Origin of the sequence: Methylobacterium sp. Leaf106 (assembly GCF_001422895.1) — a bacterium.
GTDB classification, from domain to species: Bacteria; Pseudomonadota; Alphaproteobacteria; order Rhizobiales; family Beijerinckiaceae; genus Methylobacterium; species Methylobacterium bullatum.
The window spans coordinates 74268-94789 of the sequence record NZ_LMNB01000031.1 but is presented as its reverse complement, the minus strand read 5'-3'; the positions used below and the strand labels follow the sequence as shown (position 1 = coordinate 94789).

Sequence of the window (20522 nt, the reverse complement as noted above, 5' to 3'; positions counted from 1 at the left end):
GGGGTGCGGCTCTAACCCACTCCCTCCGGCCGTTTGGTCACGGCGGGCACCCGCATGGTGACGAGTTCCTCGCCCGCGGTGGGATGGACCGCGATGGTCCTGTCGAAATCGGCCTTCGTCGCGCCCATCGTCACGGCGATGGCCACCGCCTGGATGATCTCGCCGGCATCGTGACCGACGATATGGACGCCGAGCACCCGGTCGCTGGCGCAATCCACGATGATCTTCATCAGGACACGCTCGGCGCTGTTGGAGAGCGTCGCTTTCATCGAGCGGAAGCTCGACTTGTAGATGTCGACCGCCTCGAACCGCTCGCGCGCCTGATCCTCGGTGAGGCCGACGGTGCCGATTTCGGGCGTCGAGAACACGGCGGTGGCGATGAGGTCGTGGTTCACCGCCCAAGGCTTGCCGCCGAAGACGGTGTCGGCGAAGGCATGGCCCTCCCGGATGGCGATGGGCGTCAGGGCGGCACGGTTGGTGACGTCGCCCACCGCGTAGATCGAGGGCACGCTGGTCTGCGAGTATACGTCCACCGGGATCGCGCCGCTCTCGTCGGTCTCGATGCCCACATTCTCCAGGCCGAGGCCGCTCACCGCCGGCTTGCGCCCCGTGGCGACGAGGACCTGGTCGACCTCGATGACGCTGCCATCGCCCAGGGTGGCGGCGATGCCGCTGTCGCGCCGTTCGAGGCGCTCCACCGTCTGGTCGAGCCGGAGATCCAGGCGCTTGTCGAAGGCGAGGCCGAGGGCGTCGCGGACCTCGTGGTCGAACCCGCGCAGCAGGCGGTCGCCCCGGTGCAGCAGGGTCGTGCGCGACCCGAGATGCGCGAAGACGCTGGCGAATTCCACCGCGATGTAGCCGCCACCGATGATGAGGATGCGCTCGGGCAAGGTCTCCAGCTCGAAGACCTCGTTGGAGGTGATGCCGAGATCGCCGCCGGGAATGACCGGCACCTTCACCGGATACGCGCCCACCGCCACGAGAATGTATTTCGCCCGCACGCGGCGCCCCGAGGCGACGAGGCGGATCGTATGCGCGTCCTCGATGACGGCCCGCTCCGCGATGACGGTGACGCCCGCCCGTTCGAGATTGGTGTCGTAGATCGATTCGAGGCGCGAGACCTCGGCGTCCCGGCGGGTTTTCAGGACGCTCCAATCGAAGCGTGGCTCGCCCACCGACCAGCCGAATCCGGCCGCGTCCTCGAACTCGTCGGCAAAGCGCCCGGCATAGACCATGAGCTTCTTCGGAACGCAGCCGCGGATCACGCAGGTGCCGCCGATCCGGTACTCTTCGGCGAGACTCACCCTGGCGCCGTAGCCGGCCGCGATGCGTGCCGCCCGCACGCCTCCCGAGCCACCACCGATGACGAACAGATCGACGTCGAACTCGTCGGTCATGGCAGATTCCTCACAGTGACGGATAGGGGTTCGGCGGTCCGGGCCGAACGCGGGACTGGTTCCGTCCGCTCTATCGCAGGAACACGATGTCCGTCATTGCCGAACGCCGAGAATCCATCGTCGCAGATGATTCCGCCGGGCTGGGATGGCTGCCCAGCCCGGGGCTCGACGTCCGATCGAGGTGCCGGCTACAGGAGGAAGTCGCTCGCGTGCAGGGTCTCCAACACGTTCTTGAGGGAGATCTGGAAGTCGGCCTTGCCGTCGCCGTTCACGTCGCCCTCCACGATCGTCGCACTGCCTGAAACGAGGGCGTGGAGCTGGCCCGCCTGCTTGCTGAAGGCGGCATCGCCGATGAAGCTGAAAGGCTGATCGCCCGTCGCGCCCGTCACGGCTTGGATCAGGTGCAGATCGATATGGTCGGCACCGATGGTGAAATCCGAGATCTGGTCTCGGTGCTCGGCGCCCGCCGCGCTGTCCCTGATGGACTTGAACTGGAAGGTGTCGTCGCCCGCCCCGCCGAGAAGAACGTCGCGGCCGCGTCCGCCGATCAGCGCATCGTCCCCCGCGCCGCCCTTCAGCGTGTTCGCGGCGGCGTTGCCGGTGAGAACGTTGTCCCCGGTGTTGCCGGTGCCGTTGATCGCCGACGTGCCGGTGAGCGTGAGGTTCTCGATGAACTGGCCGCCGATGGAGAAGGACACGGAGGACTTGACGAGGTCGACGCCGTTCAAGCTCCGCTCGATGACGCGATCGCCGGAATTATCGACGATGTAGACGTCGTCACCATCGCCGCCCTTCATCGTATCGGCACCGGTATATCCATCGATATAGTCGGAATACCGCGATCCGTTGATCGTGTCGTTCCCGGCGAAGATGTCCTTCAGCACGTATTGCGTGTCGTTGTGATCGAAGAATGTCTTCTCGTGGGCGACCGTCACGTCGATGCCGCGCAGCGTGCTGTAGAGGCCCGCGCCGTCGTCGTAATCGAGTGCCGTCGTCGTCCCCGATGTCGGGTCTCCGTTCCTCGCGTAAGTCAGATCGTGGCCTTGGACCAGGATGGCCGTGCGATCGTTGAAATCGAGCTCGTATCCGTTCGGGCCAGTATCGTAATAAAGTCCACCCGTCTTATCGAGGTGCCAGATATCCAGCGTTCGAAAATCGACCTTGTCGTAGACGCTGTAAGTCGCCATCGTTTCCACCCGTGTTCGAGCAGCGATGTCTGGGCCTGACAGTGCCTATGGCCGGATCATCGCCTCGGCGCTCGGTATCCGGGCCTAAGAGCGTTGTACATTCACACAATTGCGACGTGCCGGACCGGGACGAAGCCTCCTTCGACGTGGTCGCTCCGGTAAGATCGCAGGTAGGAGCCTGTCGATATCGACATGCATCTGAGCCATGGGTGGCGGCCTGAAGCATGGTTGCAATGGTAACGCTAAATATTTTTCGAGACGGCCGCGATCCCAGCTACGCTTAGCGGCCGTGTATCGCGTGATATCTACGGAACGCTTTGGCTTCCATCGGAATTGAATGGGTCCGATGAGGGAGATTATCATGCGACATCAGCTGGCTACACTCGCCTTTGTGGCGATTCTTGGTTCGAGCGCGGCCTACGCGCAGACCACCGTGACCGGCAAGCCCGCCACCGACGCCGAGACGAGCGCCAAGTCCGGCGGCCAGGAATCCGTGACGCGGCCCAACACCGACAAGCCCGACGCGAACCGCCCCGCCACCACACAGGCGACAGCGGCCAACGCCAAGCTGGAGGAAGGTGCCAACAGCTTCACCGAGGGCCAGACCCGCAGCCGGCTCGAGCAGGCGGGCTACAAGGACGTCAAGGAACTCAAGAAGGACGACAAGGGCATCTGGCGCGGGGCGGCGACGCTCAACGGCAAGCCGGTCACCGTCGGCGTCGACTTTAAGGGCAACGTCGCGGCCAACTAACCGCGTCCCTGAAGCCGCCGGCCTGTCGATACAGTGAGAGGAACGATCCCATGGCAAACCAGACCATTACGGCACTCTACGATTCGTATGACGACGCCAGCAAGGCCGTCGCCAAGCTCGAAGCGTCGGGCATCAGCCACAGCGACATCAGCATCGTCAGCAGCAACGAGAACGACCGGCATGCCGGACGCGTGACCACCGCCGATCATACCCGTACCGACACCGCCGAGACGGCATCGACGGGTGCCGGCACGGGAGCGGGCGTCGGTACGTTGCTGGGCGGCGCGGCTGGCCTCCTGACCGGTCTCGGCCTCCTCGCCATCCCGGGCGTCGGCCCCGTCGTCGCCGCCGGCTGGCTCGTCACCACCCTGGCCGGTGCTGGCATCGGTGCCGCAGCCGGTGGCCTCGTCGGCGGCTTGACCGGCGCGGGCTTGAGCGAAGCCGATGCCCATACCTACAGCGAAGGCGTGCGCCGGGGCGGTACCCTTGTGACCGTCAAGGCCGACGATGCCCGCGCGTCGCAGGTGATGGACGTGCTCGAAGAGCACGGTTCGGTGAACGTCACCGAGCGTGCCGAGGGCTGGAAGGCCGATGGCTGGACCGCGCCGACCACGACGCCCTCCGATGCCACCACGGTTCCCGGCGCCCGTCCGGGTGTGCGCTCCTACCCCACGGCGTCGCTGTAATACCGGCACCGATCCCAAACGGAAAAAGCCGCCCGAAAGGGCGGCTTTTTTGTGCCGTCTCGATGAGGAGACGCGGCTTACTTGATCTTGGTTTCCTTGAAATCGACATGCTTGCGCACGACGGGGTCGTACTTCTTCATGGACAGCTTCTCGGTCTGCGTCCGGGAGTTCTTCTTCGTGACGTAGAAGTAGCCGGTGTCGGCGGTCGAGATCAACTTGACTTTAACGGTGACGGCCTTGGCCATGGCGCGGTGCTCCTGAAGGTGGCGGCATTCCGCTTGAGCGAAACGCAAAATGGCCGGCACGGACCGGCTGAATTCCGCGCGGTCATTGCCTCATCGGGCTCACTTCGTCAAGGCCGGGGCGGTTGTCCGAAGCCGCCACAGGACGAGGCAGGCATAAGCGACGAGCACGCCGCACATGGCATGGGCGAACCCCTGAGGGGGCATCAGGTCCATGCCGCCGCCGATGATCGGCGGCCCGACCATCAGGCCGACATTGTAGAAGATCAGGAAGGCGGCGTTCGCGCCCGCGAGTTCGGCCCCGCGCACGCTGGCCCCGAGATGGGCCAGGCCGACCGTGTAGAGCGTGCCGGTCAGGCCGCCCCAGATCAGCAGAAGGACGGCGAGCCAGAAAGGGGACGCCGAGGCCGCCGGGATCAAGGCCGCGCCGATGGCGCCACCCAGCGCCGAGGCGAGGAGGAGGTGGCGGCGGTCGAACCGGTCGGCCAGGAGGCCGAACGGGATCTGGAACAGGACGTGGCCCAGCGCGAGCATGCTGACGAGCCCGGCCGCACTCTCCGCGTCGAGCCCGATCCGCAGGCCGTAGAGCGGCAGGATGGCGAATCCCCCGGTCTCGACGGCGCCGTAGACCAGGGCCGCGAAGATGGCGGCCGGCGCCAGCCGGACATAGCCGAGGACGCCTCGGCTGCTCTTTCCCTCGATCACCGGCGCCAGGCCGCGCGCCAGGGCGATGGGCACGGTCCCGAGGAGGAAGAGAGCCGCACCGGCGCAATACGGTGCGTAACCCTGGGTGCCGATGACGACGAGGAGGGTCGGTCCCACCGCGAAACCCAGCGCCAGCACCGTCGCGTAGATGCCCATGACGAGGCCGCGCCGGGCCGGGGGCGCGACCTCGTTGATCCAGAACTCGGACAGGACGAAGAGCACGCCCAGCGTCGCCGAGAAGACGAAGCGGAGGGGGAACCACCAGCGGATGTCGTGGAGCAGCTTGAACCCGATGAGGGAGGCCGCGCCGATGACGATCGCGAGAATGAGAAGGCGGACGACGCCGATCCGCGCGGCCAGACGCGGCACGAACGGCACGGTAACGATGCTGGCGAGACCCGCCAGCGCCGTATTGATGCCGATGACCGTGCTCGACACGCCCATGCGCTCCATCTCGAGCGAGAGGAGCGGGATCGAAAGGCTGAGGCCGATGCCGACCACCGCCACGCAGGTGATCGCGGCGCTCATCGCCGCCACATGCGCGCGATCGAGCGTGTCCGAGGCGGGGCGGTCGAGCATGATCCAGGGCCGTTCCGAGGGATGCGCGAGAGGGCGCATGGAGGGTGAGGCTCTACGCCATCATCCCCCTTCCACGGAACCTGCCGGACGGCTGGGCTGGGCTGCGCCCCCGGCCAGCCGGTGCTACCGCGCCGCCGATTTCAGGGGCTTTCCCTCTTGCTTGGGTGCCTGGCGCTCCATCCTCTGGCCATCGCGCAGGTCGACGGGCGGGCTCAGGACGATCTGCTCGCCCCCGTCCAATCCCTGGTCGATCTCGATGGTGGTGCCGAGATCGCGCTGGATATGGACGCCGCGCCATTCCACCGTGCCGTCGTCGCGGGAAATTGCGACCTGGGTGCCGCGCTGATTGAACACCAGGCCCTCGGCCGGGATGACCGCGTTCCTTCCCGTCCGCGGCACCTTCAGCGTCACGTAGACGTAGAGGCCGGGCCGCAGGCTGCCGTCGCCATTGGGAACGTCCACCTGCGTGGTCAGGGTCCGGGACGAGGTCAGCAGGGCGACCGAGCTGCGCTCGACCTTGCCGGAGAAGGTCCGGTCCGGGATCTGCGGCACCTTGATCGTCGCGGCGACGCCCGGACTTACCCCGACGGCGAGATTCTGGGGCACGTTGACGACCACGCGCAGGACGTCGTCCCGGTCCATGGACAACAGGGCGGTGCCGGTTCCGTCCGCCTGGACGAGATCGCCGATATCGACGCTGCGGGCAGTCACGACGCCATCGAAGGGGGCGATCACGTCCTTGAAGCCGGTCAGTGCCTTCAGGCGGTCCACGGTGGCGCGCTGCGCCTTGATGTTGGCCTCGGCCACCTTCACTCCCGCTTCCGCCGAGGCGAGGCTCGCGCCCTGGCTCAGCACGCTCGCCTGGGAATTGTCCGCGTTCTGCTTCGAGGCCCAGCCCTGCACGGCGAGGGTCGAGGTACGGCTGTTGGTGGCGGTGGCGAGATTCACGTTGGCCTTCGCCTGATCGACCATCGCCCTGGCCTGGAGGAGCTGGGCTTCGAGTTGGCCCACCTGCGCCTGGGCCTGCGCCAGCTGCTGGTCGAGATCGGGGGCGGCGATGCGGATGAGGATGTCGCCCTGCTTCACCCGCGTGCCGATATCGACCCGGCGCTCGGCGATGTAGCCGGTGGCGCGGGCGAAGAGGGACGCCCTGGCGAAGGCGTCGGTCTGTCCGGGCAGGGTGATGTCGATGGGCTGGTCGGCCCGCTCCACCGCGATGGTCCGCAGTTTTGGCACGAAATCCCTGGCCTTGCGCTGCGTCTCCTCGGCCGCGGCGGCCTTCTGCCAATGACCGTAACCGCCCCAGCCGAGCAGGCCGACGGCGATGAGCCCGGCGATGAGGAACGGCCCCTTCCCCGGCGGCGGCGGGATCTCCGTCGAGCCTCGCCCGGACCCGTGACTCGAACCATGAGCCGTCACCGTGCCGGTCTTCTCATCGATCGCGTCACCAGGGCTGTTCCCGCTCATGCATAATCCTGAAGCGGCTTGACCTCGCCCCGCCTGAGGAGGGTGTAGAGGAAGGGCACGAAGAGCAAGGTCGATGGCGTGCCGATGGCGATGCCGCCCATCACGGCGCGGGCCAGCGCCGCGTTCTGTTCGCCGCCCTCCCCGGTGCCCAGGGCCATCGGGATCAAGCCGAGGAACATCGCGCCCGCCGTCATCAGCACGGGCCGAAGGCGGGTTTCGCCGGCGAGCAACGCCGCCTCAGCCGCGCTGCAGCCCGTCGCCTCCCGGTGCTCCTTGGCGAAGGTGACGAGGAGGATGGAATTGGCCGACGCGATCCCCACCGACATGATCGCCCCGAACAGCGACGGGATCGAGAAGGTCGTGCCGGTGATGAACAGGCTCGCGACGATCCCGCAGAAGGCGAGCGGGAGCGCCGCCAGCACCACGAGCGGGTCGCCCCAGCTCTGGAAGTTCACGGCCATGAGCAGGTAGACCGCCACCAGGGCGATGGAGAGGCCGATTCCCATGCGGAAGAAGGCCGATTGCATGTTCTCGATCTGCCCGCGCACGGTGATCTTGTCCGGAGCCGGCAGGGCCTTCTGCTCTTCCTCGACGATCCGGCGGATGTCTCTGGCCACCGAACCGAGATCGGAATCCTGCACCGCCGCGTAGATGTTGAAGGTCGGCTGCGTGTTGACGTGGTTGATCACCGTCTGCGACCCCTCGCGGCGCATGGTGGAAACGCTGGAGAGCAGCGTCAACACGCCGGGCGCGTCGGAATTGCCGCTGACGAGGAGCGGGGTGTTCTGGATCGCCGTGAGGCTGTCGTTGCGGTATTCCGGCGTCTGCACCCAGAGTTGGTAGGGGATGCCGGTCTTCGGGTCGGTCCAGAAGTTCGGCGTCACCTGGAAGGAGCCCGACAGGGAGACGTTGAGGCCCTGCGCGATCTGCTGCTCGGTGAGGCCGAGCTCGGAGGCGAGGCGCCGGTCGACATCGACGAAGAATTGCGGCGTGCCGACGATCTGGTGGAGATGGACGTCCACCGCCCCGCGCGTCTCCTTGAGGCGACGGACGATGTTCTGCGCGGCGGCGAGGTCCTTGGCGGTGTTGCGGCCCGAGACCTGGATGTCGATCTGCGCCAGCGTCCCGAAATTGAGGATCTGCGTGATGATGTCGGAGGGCTGGAAATAGACGATCAGGTCGGGGAAGCGCTCGCGCAAAACCTCGCGCAGTCGCTTGGTGTAGCCGGCGACCGAGCCGTGGCCTTCCTTCAGGTTGATGAGCATCTGCCCGTCGTTGTTGGCGACGAACGACCCGTCCGAGAAGGCGAAGTTGTAGTTGTTCGCGGGCAGGCCGAGATTGTCGAGGACCTGATCGATCTCGCCCTCGGGGATGACCTCCCGGACGACGGCCTGGACTTCGGCGAAGGTCTGCACCGCCGTTTCGATGCGCATGCCCGGGCGGGTGCGCAGATGCAGCGTCATCTGGCTCGATTCGACCTGCGGGAAGTAATCCTGGCCGACGAAGCCGAACAGGCCCGCCGTGCCCGCGAAGATCACCGCCACGGTGGCCAGCGTGACGACGCGGCGGCGCAGGACCACGTGGAGCAGTCCGAGATAGCTACGGTGGAAGCGGGCGAACCGGGCTTCGAATCCCCGCCGGAACCAGCCCGCGAGGCGGAAGAGCGGCCCGAACAGCCATCCCAGCGCACGGGCGACGCGGCCCCGTCGCGGAGCCTGCCCGCCCTTGCCGTGATGCTCTTCGTATTCCCGTGCCACGAGCACGTCGATCAGCACCGGCACCAGGGTCCGCGACAGCACGTAGGAGGTCAGCATCGCGAAGACGACGGCGAGCGCCTGGGGCGTGAACAGGTATTTCGGCGTGTCCGTGAGGGCGAAGACCGAGACGAAGGCGGCACAGATCGAGAGTGTCGAGATCAGCGCGGGTTTGGCGATACCGGCCGCGCCCTCCACCACGGATTTTCGGAACGGCTCCCCCTCCTCGAACAGCCGGTAGGTGTTCTCGATGGCCACCGTGGCATCGTCCACGAGGATGCCCACCGCCAAGGCGAGTCCGCCCAGCGTCATGACGTTGATGGTCTCGCCCAGCGCCGTGAGGATCGCGAGCGATGTCAGGATCGACAGCGGGATCGAGACGAGCACCACGATGGTGGAGCGCCAGGAGCCGAGGAACAGCAGGATGGTCAGGCCGGTGAGCGCGGCGGCGATGACCGCCTCGTGGATGACGCCCTCGATGGCGGCGGAGACGAAGACCGATTGGTCGAACAATTCCCGCAGGGCCATGCCCTCCGGGGCGGCGGCGCGGATGTCCGGCAGGGCCTTCTTCACGTTGTTGACGACGTCGAGGGTCGAGGCGGTGCCGTTCTTGAAGATGCGCATCAGCACAGAGTTCAGGCCGTCGGCCCGCACGATGTTCACCTGCGGCGGGCCGCCGTCACGGACATTGGCGACGTCGCGCACCAGCACCGGCTGTCCGCCGACCACCCGGATCGGCACCTGGTTGAGCGCCTCGATGGCGTCCGGGGTGGCGTTGAGCTGGATCGGGTATTGCTGCTCGCCGATCTTGGCGAGGCCGGAGGGCACGGTGAGGTTCTGCGCCGTCATGGCGTTGGTGACGTCCAGTGCCGTCAGGCCCAGAGCGCGCAGGGCCTGGAGGTCGAGATCGACCATGATCTGGCGCGGCGTGCCGCCGAAGGGCGAGGGCAGCGTGGAGCCCGGCACCTGGGTCAGGCGCTGGCGGATGCGGTACTGCGCGTAATCGTAGACCTTGGTCAGGCTCTCGCTGGTGGAGGAGAGCGAGAGCTGGATCACCGGGACGGAGGAAGCCGAGAACCGCAGGACGATGGGCGGCTGGACGCCGGGCGGCATGGTCGAGCGGATCGAGTTCATCGCCGAGACGGTCTGGGCGATGGCGAGATCGATGCTCACCGACTGGTCGAAATAGACCTTCTGGATCGCCGTGCCCTGCAGCGTCGTCGATTCCATCCGGGCGATGTTGTTGACGTTGTTCGAGAGCGAGAACTCCGCATAGGTCGTGATGCGACGCTCCATCTCGGAGGTCGAAAGGCCGGTATAGGTCCACACCACCACGACCACCGGGATGTCCACGGTGGGCAGCACGTCCTTGGGCGCCACGATCACCGAGGCCGCTCCCCCGAGCATCATCAGCACGGCCAGCACGTAGATCGTGATGCGAAACTTCAGAGCATACTGGACGAGGCCCATACGGTATCCGCGCAACCTGTTCGGGCTGGTGTACCACGTTCGTCGCATGCGACGAGGTGATCTGTAGCCGTGACGCCGCGACGCAAGCGGCGGACCGGGCCGGGATATTTGTTTCCGGATGTAACCGGTACGCGGAGACGCTCCGCCCAGGACCGCGCCTATTTCGCGGGTTTGGCCGGCACGTTGCGGCAGATGCCCTTGAGCGTCGTCCAGTCCGTCTCATCGAGAATGCGGCGGCCCACCGTCTCCGAGCCCGCCATCGCGCGGATGCGGTTGGCGCGTTCCACCGTGAAGGGATGGCTGCGGAGCAGGCCCGCGAACTCGGGCTTCTCGTCGTCCTTGGCGATGCGTTCGAGGATCGTCGCCAGCGCCGTGGCATCCCCGCCCGACCGGCGCATGACCTCCACCGAATAGGAATCCGCCGCGTTCTCGGCCTCACGCGAATAGCCGGCCGAGATGGCGGCTTGTCCCACCGCGACGACGATCGTGGAGCCGGTCAGGTCGCCGAGCACGAGGCTGAGGAGGAACGAGCTTCCGCTCGCCGCCAGCAGAGCGCGCATGGGATCGTGCGCGGCGACATGGCCGAATTCGTGGGCCAGCACGCCCGCGAACTCGTCCGGCGTCCGGGACTGATCGATGAGGTCCGACAGCACGACGACCCGCCCGCCCGGAAGGGTCAGGGCATTGGCGATGGCGTGCCGGCGGACGCTGATCGCCGGATCGACCGGCAGGCCGGCATCCGCCGTCATCCGCTCTATCAGACGGTCGAGGACGGCCCGCGCCGGGGCATCGTCGCAGACCGGCGGGTCGCCCAGGATCTTGCCGATCTGCCCGTCCACCGCGCCGCCGAGCCGCGCTTCGATCGCTGCCGGGATGACGGGCGCCAGACGCACGGCGATGGCCGGGACACCGTAGATCGCCAGGCCGATCACCGAGATCCCGGCCGCGATCGACCACAGGACGAGGCGCAGGCGACCGCCCGAGGCGGAGGGGTCGGCCCGGTACAGGTCCGGACAGCGATCCTTCAGCGCGGCGGCCAGAGTCTCGTCGGTGAAATCGACCCGCTCGGCACGTCCCGCCGGGCCGACCCGCATGAGCGGGGCGGCCGTGTCGCCGGCCGCGAGGTCGGCGAGTGTCCAGGCGAGGCGGAGGTCCCGCCCGGTGATCTCCAGGCTGTCCTCGAGGACCAGGGTCACCGGATGGGCCCTGGCGCTCAAGCCATCGTAGTACGTGCCGTGGACCGCTTGTGCCGGCACTAGAACCCCACTTCGAGGGCGCCGCCGACATCCAGCGCGTCGGCGAGGCCCTCGTTGAGACCGCTGCCCACGCGCCGGCTCGACGCGAGCACGGCATCGAGGCCGCCGGCATTCTCGACCACCGTCGTGGTGGCGACCGCGGCCCAGAGCCGCGCCGTGATGACCCGGACATAGAGGACCGCGAAGAACAGCGCGCCGCCGAGATAGCCGAATGCCATGCCGAACAAGAGCGCCCAATGAAATCCGCTTTCCATGCCCTGCGCCTGGAGGAGCAGGCCGCCGCCGCCGATGACGAGGCCGAGGATCAGCACGAATCCGATCACGGAGAGGAGATAGACGAGATAGGGCCAGTAGAACTGGCGGGCCTTCAGGGTGGACGAAAGGCGCACGGGGCCGAGGCTGGCCGCGTTCATGAAGAGCCGTGTCTCCCGCGCCCGGTAGAAGGGGATGAGCAGCAGCCCGAGAGGAATGGTAATCCCCAGCGTCGTGAGGAAGAGCTCCCCGAACGTTGCGATGGGGGTGCCCTCGTAATCGCTGTTGAACTCCGTCTCGCCGGGCTTGCCCCCCTCCTTGGGGATGAACAGGTCGTCGGGGATGGTGAAATCGGCGGCCACGAGGAAGGCGATCAGCGCGGCGGCGATGGGCAGGAGCACCACCACGTAGAAGGCCAGCCAGGGCAGCAGCAGCGAGCGCCCGCGCGCGGTGGATTCCATCCGGCTCGACCCGATCAGGGTGTGATTGATCCGGTACCGCTCCAGGCTCGCGCGCATGAAGGGGAAGGCGAGGCCGAGGGTCAGAAGCGTCAGCAGCGACCAGCCGATGGCCATCAGCGCGTAGGTGATCGCCGATCCGTCCTGCCCGAGGCGGATGCCGCGCCACAGGGTGCGCGAGGCACGGTAGCGCCGGCCGCGATAGATCGCGAACTGGCCGAGGACGAAGAGGACGAGGAAGGACAGCACGCTGCCGAAGGCCGCGAGCCAGGGCGCGGAGATCGTCGCGATGAAGATCAGCACGTAGACGGGGATCAGGATGGCGACGGCGACGAGGAAGCCGAGGAACAACTCCTTGCCGGTTCCGGTATATTCGCCCGGGCTGCCGTTGACGATTGTCCGGTTCCAGAAGTAGCGCCGTAACTCGGTGATGTACCAGAACCGGTAGATGCCGAAGGTGACGAGGGACAGGAGGAAGCCACGGACGGCGATGCCGGTGAGGCCCTGGAGTGTCCTGTCGAAGGTGATCGGGCCGGAGCGGTCCATCCCGGATCGCGTGTCGGTCATTGGCGGCTGCGACATGATACCTCCTCTCTCGGGAGGCGACATATAAGCCTATCGTCTCAGACGAGGCTACCCGCCGACGTGACTTTAGATCGGCCTGCTCTTGCCCGGATGAAGTACGGGGCCGCCGCCATGGTCACAAAGCCCCCGTCCGGTCTTCGAATGTCTGCCCGGAGACCTGTATTAGAAGCGTTTTCATCGCGTGATCGCGATGGAGGGGGAGATCTGTCTCACCGACTGTCGAATGATCGAAGGAGATCGCTCCGATCAGCAGCAGCGGAAACCATTCCGGTTACCGACGCCGAATCGGGCATTCTCCCGGTTGCGGTAGAATTCCCGCTCGGTCATCGGTTCCTGGTCGGCATGGGTCCGGCGGATATGGGCGGCATAGGCTTCGTAATCGCCCTGCCCCACCATGAGGCGGGCGCCGTCGCAGACGCATTTCGAGAAGGTCTTGAGCCGGTCCCGCAATTCCGTCGACGACAGCGCCATGGTTCTTACTCCGCCGGGACGGGGGACGGGCCGCCGCTCTCGAGCGCCGTCCAGCGGTCGGCCCTGTAGGCCTTCAGACAGGCCTGGACGCCGAAGACGGCGATGGCCACCACGAGGCCGACGAACATGACGGCGAGCGCCGCGTCGATCCGGTCGTTGAAGACGATCTTGTGCATGTCGGCCATGTTCTTGGCCGGACCCAGCACCTTGCCCTCGGCGATCGCCGCCGAGAACCGGTCCGCATGGGACAGGAAGCCGATCTTGGGATCGGCCGAGAAGATCTTCTGCCAGCCCGCCGTGAGCGTGCAGATCAACAGCCAGACGGTGGGGATGATCGTGACGAAGGCGTAGCGCTCGCGCTTCATCTTGAAGATCACCACGGTGGCCAGCGTCAGCGCCACGGCCGCCAGCATCTGGTTCGAGATGCCGAAGAGCGGCCACAGGGTGTAGATGCCGCCGAGCGGGTCGGTGACGCCCTGGTAGAGGAAGTAGCCCCAGGCCGAGACGCAGAGGGCCGTGGCCAGGATGCTGGGCGCCCAGGCCGAGGTGTCCTTGAAGGTCGGCGAGATCAGGCCGAGCAGGTCCTGCAGCATGAAGCGTCCCGCCCGCGTGCCGGCATCCACGGCGGTGAGGATGAACAGGGCCTCGAACAGGATCGCGAAGTGGTACCAGAAGGCCATCATCGTCTTGCCGCCGATGGCGGACGAGATGATGTGGGCCATGCCGACGGCGAGCGTCGGGGCGCCGCCGGTGCGCGAGATGATCGAGTGTTCGCCGACATCCTTGGCGGTCTGGGTGATCACATCGGCGGAAATCGGGAAGCCGAGATTGGTCACGGCGGCGGCCGCCGTCTCGGCGGAGGTGCCGAGCAGGGCGCCCGGCGAGTTCATGGTGAAGTAGATGCCCGGATCGATCACGCTCGCGGCGACCAGCGCCATGATCGCGACGAAGCTCTCCATGAGCATGCCGCCGTAGCCGATGAAGCGGGTGTCGGCTTCGTTGTCGATGAGTTTCGGGGTCGTTCCCGACGAAATCAGCGCGTGGAAGCCGGAGACGGCACCGCAGGCGATGGTGATGAAGAGGAACGGGAACAGCGAGCCCGCCCAGACGGGGCCGGTGCCGTCGACGAACTTCGTCATGGCCGGCATCTGCAGATGCGGGGCGACCACGACGATGCCGAGAGCGAGGCCGATGATGGTGCCGATCTTGAGGAAGGTCGAGAGGTAGTCGCGCGGGGCGAGCAGGAGCCAGACCGGCAGGATCGAGGCGACGAAGCCGTAGCCGATCAGCATCCAGGTGAGCTGCGTGCCGGTGAAGGTGAAGGCCGGACCCCAGACCGGGTGTTCGTTGATCTGGCCGCCGCCGATGATGGCGGCCATGAGCAGGATGAAGCCGAGGATCGACACTTCGCCGATCTTGCCCGGCCGGATGAAGCGCGCGTAGAGGCCCATCAGGATCGCGATCGGGATCGTGGCCGCCACGGTGAAGGTGCCCCAGGGGCTCTCGGCCAGCGCCTTGACCACGATCATCGCCAGCACGGCGAGCAGGATCACCATGATCATGAAGGTGCCGAACAGCGCGATCACGCCGGGGATCACGCCGAGCTCGGCCCGGATCAGCTCACCGAGGGAGCGCCCGTCTCGGCGCATGGAGATGAACAGGATCATGAAGTCCTGCACCGCGCCCGCGAGCACGACGCCCGCCAGGATCCAGAGCATGCCGGGCAGGTAGCCCATTTGCGCGGCCAGGACCGGGCCGACGAGGGGACCCGCGCCCGCGATCGCCGCGAAATGGTGGCCGAACAGGACGGTCTTGTTGGTGGGGACGTAGTCGAGCCCGTCGTTGTGACGGTGGGCCGGGGTCTTGCGGCTCGGATCGAGCTGCATCACCTTGTCGGAGATGTAGAGCGAGTAATAGCGGTAGGCGATGAGATAGACGCAGACCGCCGCCACGACGATCCACAGGGCGTTGATCGATTCGCCGCGGCTGGTGGCGACGATCGCCAGGGCCGCCGCGCCCAACGCACCCACAAGGGCCCACGGCCCGTGCTTCTGTATAGCACCCATCGACGTCTCGCTCCCGCGACCCGTCCTTGATGGCGGATCGTCAAGGCTCTTCTCGCTCAAAAATTCTTTCGGGGCCAGAGAGAAAAATACGAAGTCGCCGGCGATGTCAGTCCGTGACGATCACCCGGTTCGGCAATTCGTCGATATCGCCCGCCCGTCGCGGCAAGTGCTGCGCGAGGATCGCACCGATCCCCTCCACGGCGGAGACGAGACCGTCGGCCGCCGCGCCCCGCCGAAGAGAGGACAGCAGCGCGTCGATGGCCGAGGACCATGCCGCCGGGGAAATCCGGGAGGCGATGCCCGAATCGGCGACGATCTCCGCATGGCCCTCCGCGACGGCGAGGTAGATCAGGATGCCCGTGCGCCCGCGCGTCCGGGCCAATCCGCGGGCGGTGAACTCCCGCGATGCCGCCTCGTGCGCTCGCGCCCGTCGGATCGAGCGGGGAACGAGGAGGAGGCGGGCTCGCGGATGGGCGGCGGCGGCGAGCGCCGCGAGGACGATGGCGGCCTGCGCCAGGGCGATCGAGGCGGCGCTCCACGGGGTGAGCAGGATCAGCGGCCAGGGCGCCGCGAGCCCGAGGGCCAAAGCCGGCACCGAAGCGGCGGACCGGTAGAGGCCGGCGCGGGCGGCCACGAGAACGACGATCTCCGCCGACGTGGTCGATTCCGCCGTGGCGATCGCGTCGGCGATGCGCGTCCTGTCGGTGTCGCTCAGCATCCTACCAATCCCCGGAGGCGCCGCCCCCTCCCGATGAGCCGCCACCGCCCGAAAATCCCCCGCCATCGCCGAAGCCGCCGGAGACGCCGCCGCTCCATCCCCCCGACGATGGGCCGGGCAGGATGATGAACCCGCCGCCACGGCGGCCCCGATTCATCCGGTACACGACGAACAGAATCACCAGGAATAGGACGATGAAGCCGACGACGTGGGACGGCTCGGCCTCGTCGCTTCGCACTTTCCCCTTGCGCTGCCACTCCTCGGCGTCGCCGCTCAGGATCGACAGCATGGCATCGATTCCGGCCTTGATGCCGCCGCCGTAATCCCCCGCCTTGAAGCGGGGCGCGATGGTGGTGGTGATGATGACCTTCGACAGGGCGTCGGTGAGCGCCCCTTCGAGGCCGTAGCCGACCTCGATCCTGACCTTGCGGTCGTTGGGCGCCACGAGGAGGAGCGCGCCGTTATTGGTCTTGGCCTGCCCGATGGCCCAGGAGCGGAACAGCCGGTTGCCGTAATCCTCGATGGTCAGTCCCTGGAGGTTGGGCACCGTCGCCACGACGACCTGATCGGAGGTCTTCTCCTCGTAGGCCTTCAGCTGCGCTTCGAGCGCGGCCGTCTCGTCCGGCTTGAGGATGCCGGCGGCATCCACGACCCGGCCGCTGAGGGCCGGGAAGGTCGGCTCCGCCGCCAGGGCCTCGCCGCGCACAAGCAGCATCATCCCCGCCAGGACGACGAGGACGAGTGCCATGACGGACGCTGGCGCGCGCCCTCGAACAACCGTCGCCCTCGTCACCGCGCTAGAACTTCACGGCCGGCGGCTTGTCCGAATTGGGCGTCGCCGTGAACGTCTCCATCGGCTTCGATTCGGGATAGAACCACGCGGCGATCCAGCGGCCCGGAATGGTGCGGACCTCGGTGTTGTAGGCCTGGACGGCACCGATATAGTCTCGGCGCGCCACCGCGATCCGGTTCTCGGTCCCCTCCAGCTGGGATTGCAGCGCCAGGAAGTTCTGGTTCGACTTGAGGTCGGGATAACGCTCGACGGTGACGAGGAGACGGCCCAGGGCGCCGGAGAGCTGGTTCTGGGCGTCCTGGAATTCCTTGAACTTCTGGGGATCGGAGACGGTGGAGGCGTCGACCTTCACGCTCGAGGCCTTCGCGCGGGCTTCGGTGACGCCGACGAGCACGTCCTTCTCCTGCTGCGCGTAGCCCTTCACCGTCTCCACGAGGTTCGGGATCAGATCGGCGCGGCGCTGGTACTGGTTCTGAACCTCGCTCCACGAGGATTTCGCGCTCTCCTCCAGGGTGGGCACCCGGTTGATCGCGCCGCAGCCCGAAAGGGTCGTGGCCAGGGCGACGGCGACGAGCGCGGACCGCATCCGGCGGATCAGCGATGGGCGGGGCGAGCGCGCGAAGGGCGCGGCGGCGGCGGGACGCAGAACGGACGGCATAGGTGGCTCCTCGCGGACGGGCGCGGCATCGGGCATGGCATGACGGGTCCAGGCCTCTGCCGCCCGGCTACGCTCGTTGAGATAGGGCGCGATGCCGCGGGTGAAAGGCCGGATGGGCGCGCTCCGGCCGTCAAATGCCCTATCGATCCGGCGGCCGAACCGTTCAAGCGACGGGCCGACTATCACGGTCGCAGGTTGACAAGGCACCGTGCATGGGTCGCTGTGCCGGCCATGGATGAAACGCCACCTGCCCCACAGGTCGAGAAACCCAGGGTTTCCATCACCTACTGCACGCAGTGTCAGTGGCTCCTGCGCGCCGGCTGGATGGCGCAGGAGCTCCTCTCCACCTTCCGCGACGATATCGGCGAGGTCGCCCTGATCCCGGGGAATGGCGGCGTCTTCCCGATCGTCTGCGGATCGGAGACGATCTGGGACCGGACGCGGGACGGGGGATTTCCCGACGTGAAGACCTTGAAACAGCGTGTCCGCGATCGGCTGGCGCCGTCCCGCGACCTCGGTCACATCGACAGGCCATGACCGCCGAGACCCATCACGACGCCGAGCCCGAGAACCACATCGACCCCGCTTCCGAGCGGCCGAAGAGCGGTGGGTGGCAGGCCACGGCCCCGGGCCGGCTGTTCGCGCGCATCCGGCAGCGCGGGTTCTCGACGCAGGTGTATCTGGTTGCCCTCGTGGTGGCGTTGATCGGGCCGGGATTGCTGTTCACGGCGATCCTGCTGTTTCGCTATGCCGGGACCGAGCGGGCACGCTTCGAGCAGGATGCGCGCGAGAACGTTCGCGGGATCGCCCTCTCCATCGACCGCGACACGGCGGGGCTCGTCTCCGTGCTGCAGACCCTGGCGACGTCGCCCCGCCTGAAGGACTCGGAATTCGAGAATTTCGACGCGCAGGCACGGCTCGTCCGGGAAACCGTCGGGCTCGACATCCTGCTGCGCCGGCCGGACGGCCAGCAACTGGTGAACACCTCGGTCCCGCGCGGAGCGCCGCTCCCGAAGACCGCCCTGCCCTTCGACCGCGAGATCGCATCGGGCACGCAGCGGGCGATGATCTCCGGCATCCTGTCGGGCAGCATGCCCGACCGCGCGACCTATGCCATCGCCGTGCCGGTCCAGACCGAGGGCGAGGTCGCCTATGTCCTCAGCTTCCTCGCGCCGGTGAGCCGGCTGCAGGGCATCCTCGGCCGGGAATACGTCCAGGGCTGGATGACGGGCGTGTCGGACCGGGACGGCATCGCCCTTGCCCGCATCCCCGATCCGGCATCGATTGTCGGGCGCCCGCGCCTCGCGACCCTTCGCCAGCGCCAGACCGAGACGCCGGGGGTCTGGGAAGGCAAGGATTTCAACATGCGCCCCGTCACGGTCGTGGAGGCCCGCTCGCGCCTCACCGGCTGGACGGTGAGCGCGGTGATCCCGAAGGCGCTGGTGGATGCGCGGCTGCGCGGGTGGATCTGGGCCTTCACCGGCTTCGGCCTCCTCGTCCTCGCGACCTCGTCGATCCTGGCCATCAATCTCTGGTCGAAGGTCTCCCAGCCGCTGCGCCGCCTCGTGGCGACGGGGCCGGCTTTGGCGCGCGGCGAGGCGATCCCGCGCATCACCTCGCCGATCCACGAGATCCGCCGCCTCGGCGACGTGCTGGCGGACGCCTCCCTGCGCTTGCGCACCCGGGGCGAGGAACGCGACACGGCGCTCGCCGAGACGGAACGCGGCCTTTCGGCCCTGCGCGAGAGCGAGGCACGATTCCGGCACATGGCGGATTCGGCTCCCGCCCTGATCTGGATGACGGACGAGGTCGGGGAGATCAGCTTCGCCAACCTGCATTTCGACCACCTGTTCGGAAAGCCGGCCAGCGCGCTGGCGGCCGGCGGCTGGCAGACGATCGTCCATCCGGACGACCTGCCGGCGTTCTCCGCCAAGTTCTCTGACGCCTTCGTCGGGCGCGTTCCCGTGAGGGCGGAGGTTCGGGTCGTGGATCGCGACGGGGTGGTGCGCTGGCTGCGATGCGAAGGCGTGCCGCGCCTCGACGATACAGGAACCTTCCTCGGCTACACCGGCTGCAACGTCGACATCACCGATGCCAAGCGCGCGGAAGAGCATCTGCTCCTGCTCATCCATGAACTCAACCATCGTGTGAAGAACACCCTCGCCACCGTCCAATCCATCGCCATCCAGTCCCTGCGCGGCCTCGACACGCCGGAGGCGGCGGCGGCCAAGGCCGCGTTCGAAGCGAGGCTTCTGGCACTCGCCCGCGTTCACGACGTGCTCACCCGCGAAAGCTGGGAGGGAGCGGAACTCGGCAACGTGGTGGCCGATGCCACCGCTCCCCTCGATTCCACCGAAGCGGGTCGATCCCGCTTCATCGTGTCGGGACCGCATCTGCGCCTGCCGCCCCGGCTCGCGCTCTCCATCGCCATGGCGCTGCACGAACTCGGCACCAACGCGGTCAAGTACGGCTCGCTCTCGCAGGAGGGTGGCACCGTGACGATCAGCTGGAGCGTGGTGAAGGAGCCTGAAACCCGCCTCCTCCTGCGCTGGAGCGAGAGCGGCGGGCCACCGGTGACGAAGCCGACACGCACCGGGTTCGGCTCGCGCCTCATCGAGCGCAGCCTCGCCCGCGAGCTCGACGGCGAGGTCCAGCTCATGTTCGCGGCTAGCGGGGTGGTCTGCTCCATCGAAGCGCCCGTGCCTCCGCCGACCCTGCTGGAGCGCAAGGCCGGCCTCGTTCCCCTGCGACCCGCGACGCTTCTCCCCCATTCGGCCTGATCTTTTCAGCGATCCGAGCAAGTCATGATGGGCGCTCTGCCGAACACTTTCGGGACGTCGGTGCTCCGTCGTGCCTCGTTCGTCCGCGCGGAGGTGTCTCCCACGGCATCGGCGCGACGTTCGCGACAAATTTACTTGAGGGGTTGCGGCGTCCTATGAGCTATAATTCAACTACAAGTACACCGATGTCTTGTCATTGGCTTGAGTTTAATTCCTTTGGCTCAATGGTGTGATTGGGCAAAAGGCG

The 20522-nt window shown here is 67.2% G+C and carries 17 protein-coding genes; 4 read left to right on the top strand and 13 right to left on the bottom strand.

The genetic code is table 11. The features are described from left to right. Positions 1-11: 11 nt before the first annotated feature. Both gor and ASF34_RS15920 read right to left on the bottom strand, forming a co-directional pair. Entirely contained in the window at positions 12-1397 is a 1386-nt protein-coding gene (gene gor, locus ASF34_RS15925) for a glutathione-disulfide reductase (protein WP_056162349.1), read from the bottom strand. Between the two features lie 188 nt (positions 1398-1585). Beyond that, complete coding sequence (locus ASF34_RS15920; RefSeq protein WP_056162346.1) at positions 1586-2584, bottom strand: calcium-binding protein; 999 nt, start codon at positions 2582-2584, stop codon at positions 1586-1588. Positions 2585-2945: 361 nt separating this feature from the next. Here ASF34_RS15920 and ASF34_RS15915 point away from each other — a divergent pair, with 361 nt between their 5' ends. Together ASF34_RS15915 and ASF34_RS15910 are read left to right on the top strand one after the other, a co-directional pair. Beyond that, positions 2946-3335 (top strand): hypothetical protein, encoded by a 390-nt coding sequence (locus ASF34_RS15915; protein ID WP_018044573.1) that lies wholly within the window; start codon positions 2946-2948, stop codon positions 3333-3335. A 50-nt stretch (positions 3336-3385) separates the two neighbouring features. After that, the gene (locus ASF34_RS15910; RefSeq protein ID WP_056162342.1) at positions 3386-4021 is read left to right on the top strand and encodes a general stress protein; all 636 of its coding nucleotides are present in this window, start codon (positions 3386-3388) and stop codon (positions 4019-4021) included. 77 nt (positions 4022-4098) lie between these two features. Here ASF34_RS15910 and rpmG read toward each other — a convergent pair whose 3' ends face one another. From rpmG to ASF34_RS15855, 11 genes are all read right to left on the bottom strand, one after another. Then, positions 4099-4266, bottom strand: coding sequence for a 50S ribosomal protein L33 (gene rpmG, locus ASF34_RS15905; protein WP_018044575.1), 168 nt, complete (start codon positions 4264-4266; stop codon positions 4099-4101). A 99-nt stretch (positions 4267-4365) separates the two neighbouring features. After that, a complete protein-coding gene (locus ASF34_RS15900; protein ID WP_056162619.1) occupies positions 4366-5547 on the bottom strand; it encodes an MFS transporter in 1182 nt (393 codons plus the stop codon). A 123-nt stretch (positions 5548-5670) separates the two neighbouring features. After that, positions 5671-7014, bottom strand: a complete 1344-nt coding sequence (locus tag ASF34_RS15895; protein WP_200913308.1) for an efflux RND transporter periplasmic adaptor subunit — start codon at positions 7012-7014, stop codon at positions 5671-5673. Next, the gene (locus tag ASF34_RS15890; RefSeq protein WP_056162340.1) at positions 7011-10238 is read right to left on the bottom strand and encodes an efflux RND transporter permease subunit; all 3228 of its coding nucleotides are present in this window, start codon (positions 10236-10238) and stop codon (positions 7011-7013) included. Before ASF34_RS15890 ends, ASF34_RS15895 begins: the two co-directional genes overlap by 4 nt. A 158-nt stretch (positions 10239-10396) precedes the next feature. After that, positions 10397-11494 (bottom strand): M48 family metallopeptidase, encoded by a 1098-nt coding sequence (locus tag ASF34_RS15885; protein ID WP_056162336.1) that lies wholly within the window; start codon positions 11492-11494, stop codon positions 10397-10399. Continuing rightward, positions 11494-12786 carry a YjgN family protein gene (locus tag ASF34_RS15880; protein ID WP_056162334.1) on the bottom strand — a complete coding sequence of 431 codons (1293 nt, stop codon included), beginning with the start codon at positions 12784-12786 and terminating at the stop codon, positions 11494-11496. Before ASF34_RS15880 ends, ASF34_RS15885 begins: the two co-directional genes overlap by 1 nt. 249 nt (positions 12787-13035) lie before the next feature. Next, a complete protein-coding gene (locus tag ASF34_RS15875; RefSeq protein ID WP_027172736.1) occupies positions 13036-13260 on the bottom strand; it encodes a YbdD/YjiX family protein in 225 nt (74 codons plus the stop codon). A gap of 5 nt (positions 13261-13265) precedes the next feature. After that, complete coding sequence (locus tag ASF34_RS15870; RefSeq protein WP_056162331.1) at positions 13266-15326, bottom strand: carbon starvation CstA family protein; 2061 nt, start codon at positions 15324-15326, stop codon at positions 13266-13268. A gap of 106 nt (positions 15327-15432) precedes the next feature. Next, a complete protein-coding gene (locus ASF34_RS15865; RefSeq protein ID WP_018044583.1) occupies positions 15433-16044 on the bottom strand; it encodes a TPM domain-containing protein in 612 nt (203 codons plus the stop codon). Between the two features lies 1 nt (position 16045). Next, positions 16046-16792 carry a TPM domain-containing protein gene (locus tag ASF34_RS15860; protein ID WP_056162328.1) on the bottom strand — a complete coding sequence of 249 codons (747 nt, stop codon included), beginning with the start codon at positions 16790-16792 and terminating at the stop codon, positions 16046-16048. Positions 16793-16841: 49 nt separating this feature from the next. Next, a complete protein-coding gene (locus tag ASF34_RS15855; RefSeq protein WP_156465750.1) occupies positions 16842-17495 on the bottom strand; it encodes a LemA family protein in 654 nt (217 codons plus the stop codon). A 231-nt stretch (positions 17496-17726) separates the two neighbouring features. On the opposite strand from ASF34_RS15855, the gene ASF34_RS15850 reads away from it, so the two are divergent. Continuing rightward, the gene (locus ASF34_RS15850; protein ID WP_056162326.1) at positions 17727-18032 is read left to right on the top strand and encodes a SelT/SelW/SelH family protein; all 306 of its coding nucleotides are present in this window, start codon (positions 17727-17729) and stop codon (positions 18030-18032) included. Beyond that, positions 18029-20275: a sensor histidine kinase gene (locus ASF34_RS15845; protein ID WP_443136544.1), complete on the top strand. Its 2247-nt coding sequence runs from the start codon at positions 18029-18031 to the stop codon at positions 20273-20275. The genes ASF34_RS15850 and ASF34_RS15845 overlap by 4 nt, the downstream gene beginning before the upstream one ends. Positions 20276-20522 lie beyond the last annotated feature (247 nt).